Origin of the sequence: Acinetobacter sp. yr461 (assembly GCF_900110445.1) — a bacterium.
Lineage (GTDB): Bacteria > Pseudomonadota > Gammaproteobacteria > Pseudomonadales > Moraxellaceae > Acinetobacter > Acinetobacter calcoaceticus.
The window spans coordinates 131,733-154,323 of record NZ_FODU01000003.1 but is presented as its reverse complement, the minus strand read 5'-3'; the positions used below and the strand labels follow the sequence as shown (position 1 = coordinate 154,323).

21 protein-coding genes are annotated in these 22,591 nt (G+C 39.1%); 12 read left to right on the top strand and 9 right to left on the bottom strand.

Annotated features, from left to right (window positions below; genetic code table 11):
- Positions 1-32: 32 nt before the first annotated feature.
- Complete coding sequence (locus BMW38_RS07030; protein WP_092706848.1) at positions 33-1,745, bottom strand: AAA family ATPase; 1,713 nt, start codon at positions 1,743-1,745, stop codon at positions 33-35.
- A 230-nt stretch (positions 1,746-1,975) separates the two neighbouring features.
- Here BMW38_RS07030 and BMW38_RS07025 point away from each other — a divergent pair, with 230 nt between their 5' ends.
- Both BMW38_RS07025 and BMW38_RS07020 read left to right on the top strand, forming a co-directional pair.
- Entirely contained in the window at positions 1,976-3,148 is a 1,173-nt protein-coding gene (locus BMW38_RS07025; protein ID WP_092706846.1) for an iron-dependent methanol dehydrogenase, read from the top strand.
- 195 nt (positions 3,149-3,343) lie between these two features.
- Positions 3,344-4,312, top strand: coding sequence for an alpha/beta hydrolase (locus BMW38_RS07020; protein WP_092706844.1), 969 nt, complete (start codon positions 3,344-3,346; stop codon positions 4,310-4,312).
- Here BMW38_RS07020 and BMW38_RS07015 read toward each other — a convergent pair.
- The gene (locus tag BMW38_RS07015) at positions 4,309-5,499 is read right to left on the bottom strand and encodes a helix-turn-helix domain-containing protein (RefSeq protein WP_092706842.1); all 1,191 of its coding nucleotides are present in this window, start codon (positions 5,497-5,499) and stop codon (positions 4,309-4,311) included. The two genes, BMW38_RS07020 and BMW38_RS07015, sit on opposite strands and share 4 nt — an antisense overlap.
- A gap of 142 nt (positions 5,500-5,641) precedes the next feature.
- Here BMW38_RS07015 and BMW38_RS07010 point away from each other — a divergent pair, with 142 nt between their 5' ends.
- The 6 genes from BMW38_RS07010 (at position 5,642) to BMW38_RS19585 (ending at position 12,206) form a co-directional block, all read left to right on the top strand.
- Positions 5,642-7,153, top strand: coding sequence for an acetaldehyde dehydrogenase ExaC (locus BMW38_RS07010; RefSeq protein WP_092706840.1), 1,512 nt, complete (start codon positions 5,642-5,644; stop codon positions 7,151-7,153).
- Between the two features lie 221 nt (positions 7,154-7,374).
- Positions 7,375-8,811 carry an ethanolamine permease gene (gene eat / locus BMW38_RS07000; protein ID WP_092706838.1) on the top strand — a complete coding sequence of 479 codons (1,437 nt, stop codon included), beginning with the start codon at positions 7,375-7,377 and terminating at the stop codon, positions 8,809-8,811.
- A 14-nt stretch (positions 8,812-8,825) separates the two neighbouring features.
- Positions 8,826-10,211, top strand: coding sequence for an ethanolamine ammonia-lyase subunit EutB (locus tag BMW38_RS06995; RefSeq protein WP_092706836.1), 1,386 nt, complete (start codon positions 8,826-8,828; stop codon positions 10,209-10,211).
- Positions 10,212-10,221: 10 nt separating this feature from the next.
- Entirely contained in the window at positions 10,222-11,037 is an 816-nt protein-coding gene (eutC, locus tag BMW38_RS06990) for an ethanolamine ammonia-lyase subunit EutC (protein ID WP_092706834.1), read from the top strand.
- A gap of 166 nt (positions 11,038-11,203) precedes the next feature.
- Positions 11,204-11,926 carry a glutamine amidotransferase gene (locus BMW38_RS06985; RefSeq protein ID WP_092706832.1) on the top strand — a complete coding sequence of 241 codons (723 nt, stop codon included), beginning with the start codon at positions 11,204-11,206 and terminating at the stop codon, positions 11,924-11,926.
- 166 nt (positions 11,927-12,092) lie between these two features.
- A complete protein-coding gene (locus tag BMW38_RS19585; RefSeq protein ID WP_080592263.1) occupies positions 12,093-12,206 on the top strand; it encodes a hypothetical protein in 114 nt (37 codons plus the stop codon).
- A gap of 115 nt (positions 12,207-12,321) precedes the next feature.
- On the opposite strand, the gene BMW38_RS06975 is transcribed toward BMW38_RS19585, so the two are convergent.
- Complete coding sequence (locus tag BMW38_RS06975) at positions 12,322-14,049, bottom strand: glutamine--tRNA ligase/YqeY domain fusion protein (RefSeq protein WP_092706830.1); 1,728 nt, start codon at positions 14,047-14,049, stop codon at positions 12,322-12,324.
- A gap of 168 nt (positions 14,050-14,217) precedes the next feature.
- On the opposite strand from BMW38_RS06975, the gene BMW38_RS06970 reads away from it, so the two are divergent.
- Both BMW38_RS06970 and BMW38_RS06965 read left to right on the top strand, forming a co-directional pair.
- Positions 14,218-14,727, top strand: coding sequence for a peptidylprolyl isomerase (locus tag BMW38_RS06970; protein ID WP_003652397.1), 510 nt, complete (start codon positions 14,218-14,220; stop codon positions 14,725-14,727).
- Positions 14,728-14,742: 15 nt separating this feature from the next.
- The gene (locus BMW38_RS06965; RefSeq protein ID WP_092706828.1) at positions 14,743-15,462 is read left to right on the top strand and encodes a UDP-2,3-diacylglucosamine diphosphatase; all 720 of its coding nucleotides are present in this window, start codon (positions 14,743-14,745) and stop codon (positions 15,460-15,462) included.
- A 7-nt stretch (positions 15,463-15,469) separates the two neighbouring features.
- On the opposite strand, the gene BMW38_RS06960 is transcribed toward BMW38_RS06965, so the two are convergent.
- Positions 15,470-15,700, bottom strand: coding sequence for a hypothetical protein (locus BMW38_RS06960; RefSeq protein WP_092706826.1), 231 nt, complete (start codon positions 15,698-15,700; stop codon positions 15,470-15,472).
- A 139-nt stretch (positions 15,701-15,839) separates the two neighbouring features.
- Between BMW38_RS06960 and nfsB the strand changes: the two genes are divergently transcribed.
- A complete protein-coding gene (gene nfsB / locus BMW38_RS06955; RefSeq protein WP_092706824.1) occupies positions 15,840-16,493 on the top strand; it encodes an oxygen-insensitive NAD(P)H nitroreductase in 654 nt (217 codons plus the stop codon).
- Between the two features lie 35 nt (positions 16,494-16,528).
- Here nfsB and BMW38_RS06950 read toward each other — a convergent pair whose 3' ends face one another.
- The 5 genes from BMW38_RS06950 to tsaE form a co-directional block, all read right to left on the bottom strand.
- Complete coding sequence (locus BMW38_RS06950; RefSeq protein WP_092706822.1) at positions 16,529-17,389, bottom strand: DMT family transporter; 861 nt, start codon at positions 17,387-17,389, stop codon at positions 16,529-16,531.
- Positions 17,390-17,529: 140 nt separating this feature from the next.
- Positions 17,530-18,054, bottom strand: a complete 525-nt coding sequence (gene hfq, locus BMW38_RS06945; RefSeq protein WP_199989827.1) for an RNA chaperone Hfq — start codon at positions 18,052-18,054, stop codon at positions 17,530-17,532.
- Positions 18,055-18,149: 95 nt separating this feature from the next.
- Complete coding sequence (gene miaA, locus BMW38_RS06940; RefSeq protein WP_056480935.1) at positions 18,150-19,094, bottom strand: tRNA (adenosine(37)-N6)-dimethylallyltransferase MiaA; 945 nt, start codon at positions 19,092-19,094, stop codon at positions 18,150-18,152.
- A gap of 6 nt (positions 19,095-19,100) precedes the next feature.
- The gene (gene mutL, locus BMW38_RS06935) at positions 19,101-21,050 is read right to left on the bottom strand and encodes a DNA mismatch repair endonuclease MutL (RefSeq protein ID WP_092706818.1); all 1,950 of its coding nucleotides are present in this window, start codon (positions 21,048-21,050) and stop codon (positions 19,101-19,103) included.
- Positions 21,043-21,516, bottom strand: a complete 474-nt coding sequence (gene tsaE / locus BMW38_RS06930; protein WP_035362360.1) for a tRNA (adenosine(37)-N6)-threonylcarbamoyltransferase complex ATPase subunit type 1 TsaE — start codon at positions 21,514-21,516, stop codon at positions 21,043-21,045. Before tsaE ends, mutL begins: the two co-directional genes overlap by 8 nt.
- A gap of 120 nt (positions 21,517-21,636) precedes the next feature.
- Here tsaE and BMW38_RS06925 point away from each other — a divergent pair, with 120 nt between their 5' ends.
- The gene (locus BMW38_RS06925; protein ID WP_213031115.1) at positions 21,637-22,545 is read left to right on the top strand and encodes a pseudouridine synthase; all 909 of its coding nucleotides are present in this window, start codon (positions 21,637-21,639) and stop codon (positions 22,543-22,545) included.
- The last annotated feature ends 46 nt before the right edge of the window (positions 22,546-22,591 follow it).

Below are 22,591 nucleotides of genomic sequence, written 5' to 3'. Positions count from 1 at the left end.
TTTATGTAATAAGTAATTAAGCTAATTAAACTTTACTCAATAAATAATAAAGCTAATCGAACCTGATCATATCCCATTCGAGGACTGGTTGCTTCAACGATTGGTCTTAGTTTGATCGAACCATCATCAGAAAAATGATCTGGATTTTGGCGCTTTTTCAGTTTCTTATAAATTTTTCGGATTTCTTCGACCACTTCTTCCCCAGGATGGGCAACCGAAATATCCAGTTTTTGTTCTTTATGCAGTCGCGCCAAATGGTTAATAATTGTCGCTGGGGTAAGGCCACGTTCATGTGCAATATCTTCAATCTCATAGCCTTCTTCAAACAACGCACGTGTTTCGTCTAGGGTTGCCGTAGCGTAATTTTGCTTACCACCTTTTGCGATTTTTTTCTCATTACGAGAAATCTCGGTTTCATTTAAAGTTCCGCCACAATGACGAATAAATGCTTTGTGCTGAGCAGTTAAATCTACATCTGCAAAGTTGCCTTCTGCTTCTTTAGACAACTCTTGGAAACGACGATCGGCTTTTACAGCCAAGCTATCTAGCTCTAGAGCTTGCTCGTTAATCCCTAATAACTTTAAACCCGTTAAAGATTTCAAACGCGACAATGCCACATAGCCCTGACCTTTTTCGAAGGTATTCGTGAGGTTAATTTCAGCAGCTTCTAAAGTCATCCCTTGGCTTTTATGAATGGTAATCGCCCATGCCAAACGGAGTGGAATTTGCTGGAAACTGGCAATCACTTTACCTGCATCATTTTCAACTGACCAAGTTTCAGGCGCGACCAGCAATGTCGTGCCATCGGTCAATTTCACCTTTGGTAGCAAACCATTTTCATCATCTTCTTCAAAACCAATGACTTCACCTAAACTCCCGTTGATATAGCCCATATCAAAGTTGTTTTTTACAAACATGACTTTTGCATGTTTCTTTAAGGTGAGCTCTTCTGGTGCACGAACCGAAGATTTTAAAGTTTCTACCAGTTTTTCATTACCATCTAAAACCGCATTGAATTGATGCCCTTCATTATCAATTTCATTTAAGTGCTGATAATTGATATTGTCGACATCCATATTGTGCGTATAGAGACGAGTAAAGGTCTCGCCAATATCTTGTGAGCGTGATTGACGTAACGCGTGTATATGGTCTGCTTGAATATTTTGCGCGCGAATGGCATTTAAAATCTGGTTAAGAATTTCATCGTCTTGGCGGTGTTGTTCTGTTAAATAACATACGCGGAATTTAGCTTCGACCCATGCATCAGACATAAAACAGAACTTGTCACGGTTGGCTTCACTATTACGTCCCACTGGTGGCAACTGGAAGAAATCTCCGGCAACAATGACTTGGATGCCACCAAATGCCTCGTCACTCTCTTTAAAATATTTTAAAACCTGATTCACCAGATTAAGCTGCTTTGCATGCAACATCGAGATTTCATCAATGACGAGAACTTGCGCATTTTCAAGGTGTTCCTTGAGATATTTACGCTCTTTCATACGTTTTAAGTCATCGTCAGTTAACTGATCTTTAATCCCGATGCCTGCCCATGTATGAATCGTCATACCGTTCATATGCGTTGCAGCAATACCTGTAGATGCCGTAATCGCCACAGGCACTTTACGTGCTTTTAAGTATTGGATGTACTGATTGAGTGTATAGGTTTTCCCTGCACCAGCCGAACCGGTTAAAAAGACATTTTCACCTGCTTTAAGCAGTTTAAGCGCAGTTTCCTGTTTCATAATCTCATAAGTACATCTTCAACAGCCCATAGCTTAACGACTTTCCCGAAAAAATTAAATGAATGCGCCAGAATTTCTGTAAAATCATTATAAATCAACAACTAATAATAAAATAATATTTGGTAGGTTTTTGGTAGGTAGGAAAATAATCTTTACATAACAATACTAAGGCCATGGTGAGGCTCACCTGTAATAACAAACAATGGATTTATGGAAGAAGGAATCACTCCATGGCTTTTAAAAATATTGCAGATCAAACAAACGGTTTTTATATTCCCTGTGTATCACTCTTTGGACCAGGATGTGCCAAAGAAATTGGTACAAAGGCACAAAACCTCGGCGCAAAAAAAGCATTAATTGTGACCGATGAAGGCTTATTTAAATTTGGTGTCGCAGATCTTATCGCAAACTATTTAACTGAAGCAGGTGTTGCTAGTCATATTTTCCCTGGTGCTGAACCCAACCCAACTGACGTCAATGTTCATAATGGCGTAAATGCATATAACGACAATGGCTGTGACTTTATTGTCTCGCTAGGTGGTGGTTCATCTCATGACTGTGCAAAAGGGATTGGCCTAGTCACTGCGGGTGGTGGTCATATTCGTGATTACGAAGGTATCGATAAAAGTAAAGTCCCAATGACGCCACTGATTGCAGTCAACACAACCGCTGGTACTGCATCTGAAATGACCCGTTTCTGTATTATTACCAATACAGACACTCATGTAAAAATGGCAATTGTCGACTGGCGTTGTACCCCACTCATTGCAATTGATGACCCGAAGCTCATGATTGCAAAACCTGCTGGTTTAACAGCAGCAACAGGTATGGATGCTTTAACCCATGCTGTTGAAGCCTATGTTTCTACGGCGGCAAACCCAATTACCGATGCTTGTGCAGAAAAAGCTATCACCATGATTAGTCAATGGTTACAACCAGCTGTAGCAAATGGTGAAAACATCGAAGCTCGTGATGCAATGAGCTATGCACAGTACTTGGCTGGTATGGCGTTTAACAATGCATCTTTAGGTTATGTACATGCGATGGCGCATCAATTGGGCGGTTTCTATAACCTACCTCACGGCGTATGTAACGCAATCTTGTTACCACACGTGTGCGAATTTAACTTAATTGCCTGCCCAGATCGCTACGCAAAAATCGCAGATTTAATGGGTGTAAAAACTCATGGACTGACGGTGATGGAAGCTGCATATGCTGCAATTGATGCCATTCGTAAACTGTCTTCATCCATTGGTATTCCATCTGGTTTAACAGAGCTAGGCGTAAAAACTGAAGACCTTGCGGTTATGGCCGATAATGCTCAAAAAGATGCATGTATGCTGACCAACCCTCGTAAAGCAAATCATGCACAAGTTGTGGAGATTTTCAAAGCAGCACTTTAATACTGATGTAATGGCACATCCCTCTAGTAAGTCAAACCCCTCCGACCGTTGACTTACTTTTTGGGGAATACTTAGCTCCAGCGGTATTCCCTTTTTTTAAACCTCTATTCCAATCGAACCTCTAAACCTGATTGACAATTCGCCCATTTCATTGAAGGATACTCAGCATGTCTTAATTACAATAGCTCGATAAAAATGAATACATCCTCAGCTACTCAAAATTATGTTCCAGATATTTTAGGTCATGGCTACGAACAGCTCACACTCAACTTTCCCGATGATTACGAAGGTAAAGTGGTAGCAACCTTAGTGCGTAAAAAGGCCGCTCAATCTACTCAAAAAGCTGTGCTTTATATTCATGGTTTTTTAGATTATTTCTTTCAAACTGAAATGGCTGAACAATTCAACGCGCATGGTTACGACTTCTATGCCTTGGATTTAAGAAAATATGGTCGTTCCAAGCTACCCCATCAAATCTTCTATAATGTGCTTGATTTAAGTGAATATGATGCCGAAATTACTCAATCATTAGATATCATTGCTAAAGAACAGCACACTCAAGTCTTACTTGCTGGCCATTCGACTGGTGGTTTAACAGCAACGCTGTACGCGGCTCATCACCCAAACCACCCTCTTATTAAAGCGCTATGGGCGAATAGTCCATTTTACGACTTTAATTTAAGCTTGGTCGAAAAGAAGTTTGGTATTCCAATGCTCAGCCGGGTAGGAAAATATCTACCTAAAGTTAAATTCCCAAGCCAACTGAACAAATGGTACACCGCGAGCCTTCACAAAGAACTTAAAGGCGAATGGGACTTTAATCTGGACTGGAAACCAACATCTGCCTCTACTGTTCAACTCAGCTTTGTACATGCGATTCATACGGCACAAAAAGAGATTCATCGCGGGGTTAAACTCGATATCCCTGCACTGATTATGCACTCCCACCAAACTAAAAATCCCAAAAAATGGGGAGTAGATGCGACTCAAAGTGATGTGATTTTAGATGTTAAAGACATTGAAAAACACGGTAAAAAAATTAAAGGAGATGTCTCTGTTGTCTCTATTCACAATGGCTTGCATGATTTAGTCCTTTCAGTCCAGCCAGTACGAAAACAAGTCTATCAACAATTGTTCCAGTGGCTGGATCAAAAAATCACTTAACTGAGCTTGGGTGAGTCAAGGTATTTCATCAGCAATTGATGCGCGGGATGTTCGCTAGGTACTAACTCCATAAGACGTTCTACCGCATCAATTGCTTCAGGGAAATGAGCTAAATGCTTTAGTAATAAATCTGTTTCTTGTGTTTTAAAAATCGCATCGCTTAAACGTGATTCGAGGCAATCACGCCATGCACATAAAAACGGGCTTTCAGTTTTTGCCAGAAATACGCCTGTGTAAAGCTGCAAAGCAGAAGCCGCATATCCCGCATCCAGCGCCTGTTCAGCTTGTAAAAAATCGGCTTCAACATGTACAAGCAAACGATATGGGCGTGAACCAAGCAAGCCTCCTAAAATATCTCGTAGTTGAGACATTTCAGCTTTAAGCGTACCCATGCTGACTTTACGTTCACCATAGAGCGCCTGATAAAGATGCTCTAAAGTTAAGCCATGCGGACATAACGCCAATATTGTCAAAATTTCAATTTGGCGTGGTGTTAATAACAAACTTTTGCCATTAAATTTAACTTGTGGCGTCGAAAATGCACGAATATGTAATTGCTGACGCTGCTGCTCTAGCAAGGCAGATTGAATAATGGATGCACAACGTTCAGCAGCCAATATCCCTAAACTATTATGATTCTTCCATGTGGTTGATAAATCAACGACACCTAAAGTTTGTTTTGAGTATGGATCGATAATTGGCGCGGCATAGCACACCCAATCATGAATCGATTCCATATAGTGTTCATTAGAAAAAACACAACTTGATTGCTGAGTTTTTAAAGATAAAGCCAATGCATTGGTGCCAACAAATTCTTCACGCCATTGCCCACCCTGCACAAAGTGAACACGCTCAGCTGCACTTTGCATTTGAGCACTTGTTGCCGTCCAAATGATCGTACTACCAATGTCACCAACAGCAATGACCATTGAAGATTGTTCAGCAATATGTCGTAAGTCGTCGGAACACTGGCTTAAAGCCATATCTAAAGCATTTTGTGAAGCAGATTTTTTCTCGACTAATGGAGCAGCAAAACGCTCTTTAGGAATCGCAGCAGAGGCTGACCGCTCCCATGAACTTGCAATACTTTGACCCAGTTTGGCAGCATTTTGAGGAGAGAGACTATTTTGCGTACGCAGTTGATCAATCAACGTCCGTTGCTGCAATAAATCCTTTTTTGTGAACATTTGTAAATTCCTTATATATCCACATTTCTATTCCAACCTTTCTCCAACCTTCTTCTTTATATCCTAATTATACAAAGTACGAAAGTACCTACTGACAGGGTTCTTGTTAGTCTTTAGTCCTAAAAAGCAAAGGAATATTTATATGCGCTATATCGATCCAAATCAACCAGGTTCAAAAGTTCAATTTAAATCACAATATGAAAATTTTATTGGCGGTGAATGGGTTGCACCTATAAAGGGTGCATATTTTGATAATGTATCTCCTGTTGATGGAAAAGCTTTCACCCGTATTCCACGCTCTAGTGCCGAAGATATTGAACTCGCTCTAGATGCAGCACATAAAGCGAAAGCAACATGGAATAAAGCCTCACCAACGGTACGCTCTAATATACTTTTAAAAATTGCTGATCGTTTAGAAGCAAATCTTGAAATGCTTGCTGTTGCAGAAACTTGGGATAACGGTAAAGCGGTTCGTGAAACTTTAGCAGCAGACCTTCCACTTGCGATTGACCATTTCCGTTATTTCGCAGGTTGTATTCGTGCTCAAGAAGGCGGCATCTCTGAAATTGATGAAGATACCATTGCCTACCATTTCCATGAGCCATTAGGTGTGGTTGGCCAAATCATTCCATGGAACTTCCCAATTTTAATGGCAGCATGGAAACTTGCTCCTGCTCTAGCGGCTGGTAACTGCGTCGTGATTAAACCAGCAGAACAAACACCAGTAGGTATTTTACTGGTTGCTGAACTGATCCAAGACATTTTACCGCCGGGTGTACTTAATATTGTCAATGGTTTCGGTTCAGAAGTCGGCCGTCCTTTAGCGACAAACCCACGTATTGCAAAAATCGCGTTCACAGGTTCCACTCAAACTGGACAAATGGTTATGCAATATGCGACTGAAAATATTATTCCAGTGACATTAGAACTTGGCGGTAAGTCACCAAACCTTTTCTTTGAAGATATCATGGATAAAGAAGATGACTTCTTAGAAAAAACGCTTGAAGGTTTTGCCATGTTTGCCTTAAACCAAGGTGAAGTATGTACTTGCCCTTCTCGTGCTTTAGTACAAGAAAGTATTGCTGATCAGTTCTTGGAGTTGGCTGTAGAGCGTGTAAAACGTATTAAAACTGGCCATCCGCTTGATACCGAAACCATGATTGGTGCTCAAGCATCTCTACAACAACAAGAGAAAATCTTACGTTGTATCAATACTGGTCGTGAAGAAGGTGCAGAACTCTTACTTGGTGGTAGCGGCCGTAAAGAAGTAGGCGATGGTTACTATGTCGATCCGACTATTTTTAAAGGTCACAATGGCATGCAAGTTTTCCAAGAAGAAATTTTTGGACCGGTACTTGCTGTGACAACGTTCAAAGACTTTGACGATGCAATTAAAATTGCCAATGACACCATGTATGGTTTAGGTGCAGGTGTATGGTCACGTTCAGCTCACATTTCTTATCGTGCTGGTCGCGCTATTGAAGCGGGTCGTGTCTGGACAAATTGCTATAACATCTACCCTGCCCATGCTGCATTTGGTGGCTACAAAAAATCAGGTATTGGCCGTGAAAACCACAAGATGATGTTAGATCATTATCAACAAACTAAAAACTTGTTGGTGAGTTATTCAACTAAACCAATGGGCTTCTTCTAAGTTCTGCACCAAGTTGATACCAGACTATCAACACTAGAAAGAAGTAAGATCATTAATTATGTAAGAAGCCGGTAATTTAGATTGCTGGCTTCTTTATTTAGTACTGTTAGTTCTCAAGTTTTTATCATTTGGAATAAAAAAGCGTCATCTATTATCTAAAGCTCTTCATTTAGGCATTGCTTTTGCATTGATTCATACAAACCCACTCGCAGGAGTATTGTATGAATCAACCAGAAACAGCTTCCGTTATTACTTCAAGCTCAGAAGTTTCATCAGCAGAATATTTTGCTCAGCGTCAACTTAAACAAGGTACTGTGGGTTGGTTACTCCTGATTGGTTTAGGTGTAGCTTATGTGATATCTGGTGATTTTGCCGGTTGGAACTTCGGTATTGCCCAAGGTGGTTGGGGCGGTATGTTTATTGCCACTGCGCTTGCTGCACTTATGTACCTGTGCCTGTGTCTTTCTATGTCAGAAATGTCCACCATGATGCCTACGGCGGGTGGTGGTTATAGCTTTGCACGTGCTGCCTTTGGTCCTTTTGGTGGCTATTTAACAGGTACAGCTATTTTAATTGAATACGCGATTGCCCCTGCTGCTATTGCCGTATTTATTGGTGGTTATTGCGAATCTTTATTTGGAATTAATGGCTGGATGATTTACCTCGCCTGCTATGCCATTTTTATGGGCATACATTTGAAAGGTGCTGGTGAAGCCTTAAAAATCATGTTTGCAATTACGCTTGTCGCAGCGGTTGCTCTTGTTGTATTTATTGCAGCAATGATCCCGCATTTTAATGCACAAAACCTGTTAGATATTCCGGTTGGCACAGGTGTGGGCGCAAGTCGTTTTCTACCTCATGGTTACTTAGGTATCTGGGCAGCAGTTCCTTTTGCAATCTGGTTTTTCCTTGCAGTTGAAGGTGTTCCTTTAGCAGCCGAAGAAGCGAAAGATCCAGCCAAATCACTCCCACGCGGTTTAATAGGTGCCATGCTAATTTTAACGGCATTTGCTATGCTCATTTTATTCTTGGGTGCAGGCGCAGCGGGCGCAAGTACTTTACAAAACTCTGGTGCTCCCCTCGTAGATGCTCTGGTTAAAGTTTATGGTACCAACACTTGGCTTGCGACCTTTGTAAACTTTGTCGGTTTAGCTGGTTTAATCGCGAGTTTCTTTTCAATTATCTATGCTTATTCCCGTCAAATTTTTGCACTCTCTCGTGCTGGCTATTTACCAACCTCACTCTCTTTAACTAACAAAAATAAAGCCCCTTATCTCGCGATTATTATTCCGGGCATTATCGGGTTCTTGCTTTCACTTACCAAAGAAGGCGATTCACTGATTTTAATCGCGGTTTTTGGTGCAACCATTTCTTATGTGTTGATTCTTTTATCTCACATCAAATTACGCCTATCTAAACCCGATATGCCCCGTCCCTATAAAACACCAGGTGGCATTGTGACCTCAAGCATTGCATTAGTTTTAGCAGTGGCTGCGGTAGTTGCAGGTTTTGTGGTAAACCCTAAAGTCTGGTTTATTGCTGCCGCTATTTATGTCTTATTTATTGCTTACTTTTTATTCTATAGCCGTTATCATTTAGTTAAAGGTACACCAGAAGAAGAGTTTGCAAATATTAAAGCCGCAGAACAAGAACTATAAAAAAGGATGCAACTATGAGTTATCGCAATATTGTTGCCAATCAGCAGTATCACTTTGCTGACCTAAAAACTTTAATGGCAAAAGCAACGCCATTACGTTCAGGTGATGAACTCGCAGGTGTAGCTGCCAGAGATGCAACCGAACATGTTGCGGCACAAATGACACTGGCCGATGTACCGCTTAAAACCTTTTTAAATGAAGTTGTGGTCGATTACGAAACAGATGAAATTACGCGACTGATTATTGATGAACATGATCTGGCGGCCTTTGCCCCTATTTCACACTTTACAGTAGGCGATTTTCGGAATTGGTTACTTGGAGAAGAAGCAACTGCACAAAGCTTAAAAGCATTAGCATCAGGTTTAACTCCAGAAATGGTGGCTGCTGTTAGCAAAATTATGCGCAATCAAGATTTGATTTATGTCGCCAGCAAGTGTGAAGTCGTTACCCAGTTTCGCAACACCATCGGCCTAAAAGGCCATCTTTCTACCCGTCTGCAACCCAATCACCCTACCGACGATGTACTTGGTATTTCCGCCAGTATTTTAGATGGTCTGATGTATGGCAATGGTGATGCCGTGATTGGCATTAACCCTGCGACAGATAATTTACATAATTTGTCAGAGCTACTGAAATTGCTTGATCATGTAATTCAGGAATATCAAATTCCGACGCAATCTTGTGTACTCACACATATCAGCTCAGGTATTCAACTCGCTGAAAAAAATGTGCCGATTGATTTGATGTTTCAATCGATTGCTGGCACACAGCTGGCTAATGAAGGTTTTGGAATATCGCTCGATTTATTACAAGAAGGATATGAAGCCACATTAGCCCTTAAACGCGGAACCATTGGGCAAAATCTTATGTACTTTGAAACTGGTCAAGGCAGTGCCTTATCAAGTAATGCACATCACGGCGTTGATCAGCAAACACTGGAAACTCGTGCCTATGCAGTGGCTCGTAAATACAATCCACTATTAGTAAATACAGTCGTCGGTTTTATTGGCCCAGAGTACCTTTTTAACGGTAAACAAATTATACGTGCAGGTCTAGAAGATCACTTCTGCGGCAAGTTACTTGGTGTACCGATGGGTTGCGACATTTGTTACACCAACCATGCCGATGCTGACCAAAATGATATGGATGTTCTTCTTACTCTATTTGGAGCCGCGGGCATTAACTTCATTATGGGAATTCCGGGTTCAGACGATGTCATGCTCAACTATCAAACGACCTCGTTTCATGATGCCCTCTATTTAAGACAACTCCTCGGTTTAAAACCCGCTCCTGAGTTTTCCGCTTGGCTTGAACAGCAAGGTATTTTTAAACAGCAAAACTCTCAAATCTGTTGGGCAGACCACATGCCTGACCAATTCTCTCGTCTGCTCATGAACTAGGGAGAACGCCATGAAACTAAACCGTGATATTCAATATCCATCTTCTACTCATCAAGATCAGTGGGAAAAACTTAAACAGTTTACTGATGCCCGCATTGCTCTAGGCCGTGCAGGTTGTAGCATCCCAACACAAGCCTTACTTGAATTTCAGTTGTCGCATGCGCAAGCAAAAGATGCGGTTTATCAAGATATGGACGTTTTCCATTTATCTGAACAATTACAGCAACAGCAGCTTCCAAGCATTCATGTACAAAGTAATGCATCCAATAAAGAAATTTATCTCAAACGCCCAGATTTAGGACGTCAGCTTTCAGATCAATCAAAAGATGTCTTAATTAAGGAATATGCAGAAAATCCACAACAGTACGATGTTTGTATTGTGGTAGGTGACGGACTCTCTGCAAGAGCAATTGAAGCGAACGCTGTGGCATTTATTGCAGCGCTGAGTGAACAAATTCAGCAAGAAAACTGGAGTCTTGCACCAATTGCACTTGCGACAGGTAGTCGGGTTGCTTTAGGTGATGAAGTTGCTGAAATCTTTAAGGCACCCATGCTAGTGATGCTTATTGGAGAACGTCCGGGATTAAGCTCTCCGGACAGTATGGGTATTTACTACACGTTGAATGCATATACAGGCTGCCTCGATGCGAAACGCAACTGTATTTCCAATGTTCGCCCAGCAGGCTTAAGTATTCCAGTTGCAGTACAACGTTTAATCGCATTAATGAAAAAATCAAAACAACTCGGCTTTTCAGGAGTTAATTTAAAAGATGAACATCAACTTTCGAACATAGGCCTTGAGGAAACTCAAAAGCTATTATTTTAAACAGTAGAATATGTTTAGGGATTTATTCATAAATAGATAATCCTTTGCATAACAACATCATTTTAACGAAAAATATCAATTTTCGGGTATTGGCGATTTATACAGATATTCTCTTCTTTATATTTATCGCTATACTCCACGTATTGATCTTCTATGAATCATTTGTATGAGCACAACAAACGCCTTCCCTAAAACTATTTATGCCATTCAGCATCTTGCTTTCGAAGACTTAGGTTCATTAGAAGATGTCTTTTATCAACTCGGATTTCGTGTCCGTTATTTTGAGGCAGGTGTTGATGATTTAACCCCTGCTTTTTCACATGAAGGTTTAACCATTATTTTAGGTGGTCCAATCGGAGTTTATGAAACTGACGATTATCCATTCTTAAAAGATGAAATCGCTTTACTCAAACAACGTTTAGCAGCTGACAAGCCTACAATTGGCATTTGCCTAGGTGCACAGCTTATTGCTCATGCACTTGGCGCAAAAGTATATGCAGGACATCAAAAAGAAATTGGCTGGGGTCCACTAAGTTTAAGCTTACGTGCTAATCAGGTTTTATCTGGCTTGCTTAACAATGTTCATGTTCTACATTGGCATGGCGACACTTTCGACCTTCCTGAAAATGCGGTGCTCTTAGCAAGCTCTGATATTTATACCAATCAAGCATTTGAAGTCGGTAATAATATTCTTGCCTTGCAGTTCCACATTGAAACCACTGAAGAACATTTTGAAAAATGGCTGATTGGTCATACATGTGAACTTCGCCATGCAAATGTTTCGATTCCAAAGCTTCGCGAAGATAATTTGCAGTACGCTCAAGAGCTCGAACATGCTGCATTTGAAATTATTCAAAAATTTCTCAAACGTATTGGATATAGTGGTTAAATTATAAAAATACAATTTAATAATTAATTAAATTATATCTACAAAGCCAAATGCTTACTTTTTACCCAAAGATGGATTATTAATCTATCTTTGGGAACCTTTATAATTAATTTCCGTGTATTATTAATTTATTCATTTTGTAACTTAAAATAAACGCTGATTTACTATGGAAATCCTGAAATTTATTAAAAGCTTTAACACGGTGAATACTTATTTATCGCTAGCATTTATTCTTCTTATAATCATTGTTCTTTATTTTTATGTGGTTAATCCAGCTTAGCTTATTTGCCAAAGCACAATAAAGAATAATATATGTAGGAAAATAGATATAAAAAAAGCCCAACTCAGTTGGGCTTTTTTTATATCTGCTATTTACTCGAAACCTGTTACTCGTGTTACTTTTTCTCAGGCTTAAAGCTATCTTTCAAATCGAGAATACGGTTAAACACTGGTTTTTCAGGTGAATGATCATGTTGATCTGCAACGAAATAACCTTCACGTTCAAACTGGAAACGATCTTCAGGACTCGCTTGTGCCAAAGCGGGTTCAATTACAGCTTCTAATACTTTCATCGAATCTGGATTTAGGTTTGCCAAGAAATCATCACCTGTTTCAGGGTCTGCTTCTGTGAACAAACGATCGTAAATACGTATTTCAGCAGGAATACCTTTTGTTGCAGATACCCAGTGAATTACGCCTTTCACTTTACGACCTTCAGGATTTTTACCTAAAGTTTCAGGGTCAATTGAACATTTCAGCTCAACCACTTCACCATTTTCATCCTTAATGACTTCATCACATTTAATCACGTAAGCATGACGTAAACGTACTTCGCCTTCAGGAATTAAACGTTTAAAGCCTTTCGGTGGTACTTCCTCAAAGTCTTTACGGTCAATATAGATTTCCTTAGTTAAAGGAATTACACGATCACCCATATCAACGTTAGGATGGCGAGCATGCGTAAGATCCATATCTTCTGGCAAATTGGTCAAAGTCACTTTAAGTGGGCTTAAAACAGCCATACCACGCGCAGCTGTATTTTCCAAAGATTGGCGAATACAGAACTCAAGCATTGCAACATCTACAATACCATCAGTTTTTGACACACCTACACGTTTACAGAAATCACGTAAACCTTCTGGTGTAAAGCCACGACGACGCATACCCACTACTGTTGGCATACGCGGGTCATCCCAACCATTTACATGACCACCCTCCACCAATTTACGTAATTTACGTTTTGATGTAATGGTGTAGTCCACGTTTAAACGTGAAGATTCATACTGATGTGGAACTGCTTTAGATTTTACCTTTTCTACAATCCAGTCATAAAACGGACGGTGATCTTGAAACTCTAATGTACAAAGCGAATGAGTAATCCCCTCAATAGCATCAGACAATGGATGAGCATAGTCATACATTGGATAGATTTTCCATTTATCACCTGTTTGGTGATGCTCTGAATGCAATACGCGATATAAAATTGGGTCACGCATGTGTACATTTGGGCTTGCCATATCAATTTTGGCACGTAAAACAGCTTCACCCTCTTTAAATTCACCACTACGCATTTTTTCAAAGCGAGCAAGATTTTCTTCAACAGATGCATCACGGTATGGTGAATTTTTACCTGGTTCAACAAAACTACCGCGGTTTAACTTAATTTCTTCTGGAGACTGTAAATCAACATAAGCATCGCCTTGCTCAATCAATTGAACAGCCCATGCATATAATTGATCAAAATAACTTGATGCATAGCGTGGCTCACCATTCCAGTTAAAACCAAGCCATTTCACATCATTCGCAATACCGTCAACGTACTCTTGTTCTTCAGCATCAGGGTTTGTATCGTCAAAACGTAAATTACATAAACCATCAAACTCTTCAGCCACACCAAAGTTTAGGCAAATCGCTTTTACATGACCAATATGCAAATAACCATTTGGTTCTGGTGGAAAACGCGTTACGATCTGATTTGCACGTCCAGCAGCCAAGTCTTCAGTAATGACTTGGCGAACAAAATCTAAGCCAGCCTGTTGTTCTTGCTGCGCAGAATCGACAGAGGCATGAGTATTCGGTGTCGGGTTATTTGGCAGGCTCGAGACAACATCATTAGGCTTCATAGTGTATCAATCACTTCTTTGTAGATAAAATTTCGAAAAATTTAAACGCTATCTTCATTTTTAACAAAGATTTTAACGTTTTTTACTTGCCTTGTAGTTTACAGTTTGCTTATGCTTCTCTCAACCAAAAACCCATGGTCATAAGCCCATGTTTAGGAGATTAATGTAATGAGTTTTCCTCAAGTCGAATTAAACACCAATAAAGGTCGTATTGTTCTTGAACTGAATGCTGAAAAAGCACCTAAAACAGTAGCAAACTTTTTAGAATATGTACGTGACGGTTTTTATGACGGCGTTATTTTCCACCGCGTCATTGATGGTTTCATGATCCAAGGTGGCGGTATGGATGAAAACTTCAAAGAAAAAGCAACACGTGATTCAATTGAAAATGAAGCTGATAACGGTTTAAGCAACGACGAAGGTACGATTGCAATGGCGCGTACGCAAGCTCCTCACTCAGCGTCTGCTCAATTCTTTATCAACGTGAAAAATAACTCTTTCTTGAACCATACCTCTAAAACTGCTCAAGGTTGGGGTTATGCTGTATTTGGTAAAGTTGTTGAAGGTTTAGACATTGTTGAAGCGATCAAAGGTGTTCGCACTGGCAACCGTGGTTATCACGCTGACGTTCCATTAGAAAACGTTGTGATCGAATCTGCTAAAATTATTTCTGAATAATTTTAGGATAAAGCTGTGACTTATCTGTTTATCTCAGATTTACATTTGTCACCTGAACACCCTCGACTCGTTCGAGGGTTTTTAGACTTATTGGTGCATTACCAAGATAAAAATACTCAACTCTACATTTTAGGTGACTGGTTTAATGCCTGGATTGGAGATGACTATTCAGCACCATGGCTCGATGAAATTGTCGATGCCCTAAAGGCTTTTACTCAAAAGGGTAATCGGGTTTACTTTCAAGTAGGCAACCGTGATTTTGCTCTTAATCAAGTTTTCCTCAATAAATTTAATGGCGTTTTACTCCCTGACATTTATTCCCTCAATATTGCAGGACATCAATATCGTCTAGAACACGGCGATGCATTATGTACAGATGACGTTTCTTATCAAAGATTTAAAAAGATTATTCGAAATCCGCTCTTAGTCGCTCTTTTACGTCGAACTCCACTCAGTTTTCGCACTAAGCTGGTTAATGGCTTCCGCAAGAGAAGCTCCGCGGATAAACAGCAAAAAAGCTATGAAATCATGGATGTAAATGAACAAGCAGTTCTGTCTGCTTTAGCAAATGTAGATACACTGATTCATGGGCATACTCACCGCCCTTCAATTCATCAAGTGCAAGATAAACAACGAATTGTTCTTGGCGATTGGCGTGAGGATCAGGCTTATATTTTAGAAATTGATCCATCTTCAAATATGCGACAGCTCGAATTGGTTGTCTGGAATTATTAGCTAGAAATTAGTCACTTTTTATTTGAAATTTCAATTCTTTAATTTTTTTATTTAAATCAAAATCCCAAATCACACATACCCCAGTAATAAATACAAATCTCCAATTTATATGTCCATACTTTTGATACTCAATGTATAAAATTAAAAGACACAGTACAAATGCAAAAATTATAAAGGCTTTAACATTTCTACTTTCTCGCAACTTACTCTTTGCATCAGTTGGCATTAAATCAATCATTTTCAATAGATTACTAAAACTTTATATAAGTATTATATTTCTTTATCAAATTACATAGGAAATGTTTTTGAATAAAATAGCGTATGATGACAAAGATTAAATTCTCTCAATTGCCATAAGATTGATATGGAGTAGACCTATGGACCTATTGAATTCTGTTAAAAGCCGCTATACAACAAAAGCGTACGATTCTGAAAAGAAAATCCCCCAAGAAAAAATTAATAAATTATTAGAAATTTTACGTTTTTCACCTTCTTCAGTGAATATACAACCTTGGCACTTTTTCGTTGCAGATAACCTTCCAGCTAAAGAAAGAATAGCGAAAGCCTTAACAGGTAAATATGCTTACAATGGTCCCAAAGTGCTTGAGTCATCACACACACTTGTATTTTGCACAAAAACAGATATTTCATCTGAATACTTAAATCAATTACTTGAACAAGATGATTTAAGTGGTCGTTTTAAAGATGAAAAAGCTAAATTAGGTCAAAAAGATACTCGCCATGGCTATGTTGAGTTCTATCGAAATGAGCAGAAAAATTTATTTGGATGGATGGAAAATCAAACATTCATTGCTCTGGGGCAACTACTTTTTGCTGCGGGCTTAGAAGGAATTGATGCAACCCCAATGGGCGGCTTTGATGAAGACATTTTAAATAATGAGTTAGGTTTAAGTGAAAAAGGCCTACGTAGTTCAGTCATTGTTTCTCTAGGTTATCGTAGTGAAAACGATTTTAATGCCAAACTACCTAAATCACGCCTACCAGATGAAGTTATTTTTACCTATTTATGAAATTAGAATAGTTCAAGAGATTCAACTCTCTTGAACTATAAAGCCATTGCCCTAGCTAAACAAATCACACCACTTATCCCAAATAAAATACCTAAAGTGGTCGGCCATTTTAATTTTTCTTTATATAAAATAACGCCACTTGCAATGCCTAATAGCACCACAAGAATATTCATACTTGCAAAAACAATTGCAGGTGAATCCTTTAAAAGAATATGAGCTTTCACATATAAAGCAATATTCGAAAAATTAAGCCCCCCCAAAACCAACCCAGCTATAGCACTTTTAAACTGCCATTTTTGGGTTTTCTGCACCAATAAATATGAAATTGATAATATAAAAGCTGTAATAAAAATAAGATTCAAAGTGAGTGTAAATTGAAGACCTAAACTACTCGTATATTTTAAGAGAATATCTACTGCGGCATATCCACACCAAACACTTAATAGAGCAAAAATTGCTTTTCGAGATTGATGATTCGAAGAAGTACTCATTTGTCCAAAAAGGACAAGTAAAACAGCAAAAATTCCTAAACCTATTCCCCATAGCTTTAATGCATTAAATTGTTCATGAAAAAAGAAATAAGCTGCGAGTAAAGAAAGTACGACGGAAAGACGCTGTGCAACCTCAGTCTTAACAATTCCTGCATATTCTAATGACTTGGCTAAACACAGAAAAATACTGGGCAAAATCAGTCCCAATGCAATAATTAACCACCAAGGGGTCTTTTGTATTGAAATATGTTGAATATCAGGCTGAAACCACCAAAAACAAAGAAGACTCGCGCTCGCATAGTTCCATGCAATCATTTGTAATGGCTGATACCCTTTTTTCTTTAAATTTTTTAATAGGATAGACACCAAAACACTACTTAAAGCAGCAGCCAATATTAATATCATCGATTAAAACTCTATTTATTTAAATATATGAGTCACCATGGTCAAATTATGACCTTTGATGAGTTTAATATTTTCAATTAACTTTTAAATAAACATAAAAAAACCAGTCATTATCTGACTGGTTTTTTTTTAGATATCAATTAACGATTATTTTCGTCTTCTTGACCATCTTCAAATTTAGTGTCGTTGTCAAAACCACCTTGATGACCACCGAAGCCGCCTTGACCACCGAAACCACCGCCTTGACCACCGAAGCCACCTTGACCGCCGAAGCCGCCACCTTGACCACCGCCGAAGCCGCCTTGACCACCGAAGCCGCCTTGAGCGCCACCGAAGCCACCTTGAGCACCACCGAAGCCGCCTTGAGCGCCACCGAAGCCACCAGTAGGTTGACCACCACCAAAGCCGCCTTGTGTGCCACCTTGTGCTGGGAAGCCTGTACCTTGTGCGCCTGCTGGGCGTGGGTTACGAGCTGGAACAACAGTTGAAATCGCGTGTTTGTAAACCATTTGACTTACTGTATTTTTTAATAAAACAACATATTGGTCAAATGATTCAATATGACCCTGTAATTTAATACCGTTCACAAGGAAAATAGAAACAGGGATACGTTCTTTACGGAGAGAATTTAAGAACGGATCTTGTAAAGTTTGACCTTTAGACATTTTTAACTCCAAAAAAAAATTTTTAAATCAGCGCAAAAAAAACTATCTTTATTTTTCAACTAAAAATTATAAAAAGACAGTGTGCAAATTTTGCTTTATCCATAAGAGTTTCGCAAGTCTTCTTTCGCCTGCTTTATCGTCAAGTAAGTTTTAAAATCGTGTATTTCTTGCAAAGAACGTAACCACGTATATTGACGTTTGGCAAGTTGTCGTGTTGCAAATAAAGCTTTATCCTCCATTTCACGTTTACTTTTGAGACTTATATCACTTTTTAATAGAAATTCTAGTGCTTGTCGATAACCCACCGAACGCATTGAGGGTAAATTTTCATCTAAATCGTATTTTTCAATTAGAGCTTCAACTTCACTCAAAAAACCGATATCCCACATTTTGCTTAATCTTTGCTCAATGCGTTGATGTAATTCTACCCGATCTGGAAGTAAAGCATAATTATGAAATATGTATCGATATGGTACGTTTTTGGGTTGTTCTGCCTGCAATTTAGTAATTGGCTCACCCGTAAGCTTATAAACTTCTAATGCTCGAATAATCCTTTGCTTATCAGTCACATTAAATTTTATAGCCGCGGCAGGATCTACAGAAACTAATTCGTCATAAACAGCCTGCCACCCTTCATTTAAAGCTTTTTCTTCAATTGCTGCCCGAACTTGGGCATCTGCACTCGGTAAATTACTCGATAGGCCTTCTAATAATGCCTTAAAGTACAACATTGTGCCTCCTACCAAGATAGGAGTTTTCCCGCGTGAATGCATGTCATCAATCAACTTAGATGCATCTTCAACAAATTGCGCAGCTGAATAAACTTCAAGAGGAGTAATCAGATCAATTAAATGATGAGGATATAGCGCTTGTTCTTCACGAGTTGGCTTAGCAGTACCGATATCCATATCTTTATAAACGAGAGCAGAATCAACAGAAATCAGCTCAAAATTTCCACGCTCGTATAATTCACATGCCAAAGCGGTTTTACCGCTTGCAGTTGGTCCCATTAAATTGATGACGGGCAATTGATTTGACATGTAAAACTACTCTCCTCGAGCAAATAATTTATCTAATTGAGATAATGGAAATGCACGCCAAGTTGGCCTTCCATGGTTACATTGGCTCGCAAATTCAGTTTGTTCCATTTGGCGAAGTAAAGCATTCATTTCCGAAAGACTGAGTTGTCGATGTGCACGTACTGCTCCATGACATGCCATTCCAGCTAATAACTCATCTCTTTTTTGAAGTAATCCTTGTGCTTCATCATTTGGATCTAAATCATTTAAAAGTTCAGGAATAAGATTTTCAAAGTCAGCTTTTTGTAATATGGCTGGTACTCCCCGAACAATAATCTGCTCATCCCCATATAAATCAATTTCAAGCCCTAAACGCTCAAGTTGAGGTTTCAACTCTTCCACACGAACTGCCTGCATACGGCTAATAGAAATGACTTTAGGTATAAGCAACTGCTGAGATGTCCAGAACTCTGGTTTATCCCAAGCATTTTTCATTTGCTGTAATAAAATACGCTCATGCGCTGCATGCATATCAACAATAATCAGCCCTTCAGTGTTTTGCGCTAAAACATAAATTCCATGAAGTTGAGCAATTGCGATGCCTAACGGAAATTCATCGACTTTAGTTACTGGCTCAATATCTTCATTTACTGAAAAATTAGCAGGTTGATCACGCAGTGGCGCTAGGTATGTCTTTAACGCATTATTTAACTGAGGAGAGCCATTATATCTTGGGGTTTGATCTGCATAATGAACAGTTTGTGGTCGACTAGCATTAAAATCAGTTAATAGCTCTGTTGGTGCATTCTGAGTTCGCGCTTCATTGTCTGGATTTAAAGCTTCATTTGCCCGATGCAGCGTAAATTGTTCCTGATATTTAGGTTGAGGCTGCATAGAGTAATTTGAGGTTTCATCCACTTTCATCGCTTGAGCTAAATCAGCGCTCGCTGTCTGAAATTGCGACAAAGTTTCTTTTGCATAATGTCTTACAAACTCATGCACTTCTCTTTGATTCAAAAAACGGATTTCATGCTTGGTCGGATGAACATTCACATCGATATTTTCAGGATCAACTTCTAAGAAAAGTAAATAAGATGAATGCTGATGGCCATGTAAAATACCGTCATATGCCATACGTAGCGCATGTGAAATCGTTTTGTCTTTGACGATACGACCATTTACATAGACATATTGCATATCAGCCTGCGCACGTGCATCTGAAGGATGACCAAGCCACCCCGATAAACGCATGCTAATACTTTCGGCATCCATCCAATATGCATTTTGTACAAATTGCGAACCTAATAATTGCTGTACGCGCTGAAAACGGAGCTCTCCGCTATCTGCTATAGGTAAATTAATTCTAATATTATCATTATGTTCAAGCACAAAACGTATATCAAAATGCGTTAAAGCCAGACGACGAACAATCTCTTCAATATGACCAAATTCAGTCGTTGGTTTCTTTAAAAATTTACGGCGGGCCGGTACATTAAAAAATAAGTCCTGAACACGTATGTGGGTTCCCTTTTGAGCAGCAACAGCTTGTACCTCTTGATGATCAAAGGCTGTACCATTGACTTCAACCTGATGACCAATACCACTGTCATCTTGGCTACTGGTCAATGTCAATCTTGAAACTGCGGCAATCGAAGCAAGTGCCTCCCCGCGAAATCCCAAACTTACAATCGCGTGTAAATCTTCTGCCGTTTTAATTTTACTTGTTGCATGGCGCATTACGGCTAATGCTAAATCCTCAGAATGAATACCATGCCCATTATCAATAATTTCTATTAGCGTCGAACCACCTTGAGCGATCCGCACAATCAGTTCAGTTGCACCCGCATCGATCGAGTTTTCTAATAATTCTTTAACAACAGATGAAGGACGTTCAATCACCTCACCAGCAGCAATCTGGTTAGCTAACGCTGCGTCTAAAGTATGAATACGACGTTGTGTTAGCTTTTCATCAGTCATGAAGCTGTTCCTGCAAAGTCTGATATAAATGTTCTGTGGGTAGAGTTAAAGTTACAAAACGACTCAGCTCATCCTCTGACTTTTGAATATCGATGATGATATCTGCCTGAGGAATTTCATCACCACCTTTTGATGGCCATTCAAATAAAAATAATGCATCTGCGACATCTAAATAATCACGGATTCCCATTAATTCAAGTTCATAAGGGTCATTCAAACGATATAAGTCAAAATGAAAAATTTCTTTCTCATTGATTTTATACGGCTCAACTAGCGTATAGGTTGGACTTTTAACAGAGCCTTTATGACCTAAAGCTTGTAGGAAATAGCGCGTAAGTGTGGTTTTACCCGCACCTAAGTCTCCAATTAAATAAATCACACCTGACTGAACATGTTGCGCCAACGCTTGAGCTAGACGCCCAGTATCTTCTTCATGATTTAAGACCAATTTCAATGAATACGACATAGCACACATAACATGATTCAAAATAATCGATATGATAACATTGCCCTGCCTTAAAAGCCTACTCAAGCCCTAGAAGTTGGCTTTTTTTATATCAATTCTCTTACATATTGATACTTTTTTATGTCTAGTCCAAACGAATTTCTACCGCCCATGATCGATGGTGTGAGCGCAAGCCAAGTCTATCTTCCTGCACAAGCAACTGCTCAAACTATTTTTGAGTATCTATGCCAACATTTTCAACATATTAAAGCACAAGAGTGGCAGCAACGATTTCAGGATGGCCTTATTTATGGGGCAAATGGGGAAAAATTAACTTTAACTAGTCCTTATTTAAGCAATACGCATATTTTTTATTATCGATTTCTTGCCTATGAACCACATGTTCCATTTGAACATGGGATTTTATTTGAAAATGATGACTTACTGGTGGTCGATAAACCACATTTTTTAACAATTAGCCCAACTGGACAATATGTGCAAGAAACATTATTAGTTCGACTTAAAAAACAGACAGGCAATGAATTTTTAACACCGATACATCGATTAGACCGTGAAACTGCTGGAGTTGTTCTATTTTGCAAACGGGTTGAATCGCGAGGTATTTACCAACAATTATTTGCAGAGCGTCAAGTCAATAAAACTTACCACGCTATCGCTCCTTATAAAAAAGAATTAAAACTTCCTCAAACATTACATTTGCATTTAGATAAAGGTACTCCTTTTTACACCATGCAAGTTATGGCAAATGCTAAAGCAAACACTCAGACCTATATTGAGCTTATTGAACACAACCAGACTTGGGCTAAATATCGTTTAACACCAACGACAGGTAAACAGCACCAGCTTCGTGTTCATCTTAATTATTTAGATATTCCGATTAAAAATGATCCATTTTACCCCACTGTTCAACATAAGGCAGATGATGATTTTTCAGAGCCATTACAACTTTTAGCTAAGCACATTTCATTTGTCGATCCACTCACAAAAGGGGAAATGTTTTTCAATTCTCAGTTTGAATTGACGTTGTAATGTAAGCGTAATGACAAAAAGATTGTTTTTTATGCCGAAAAACATT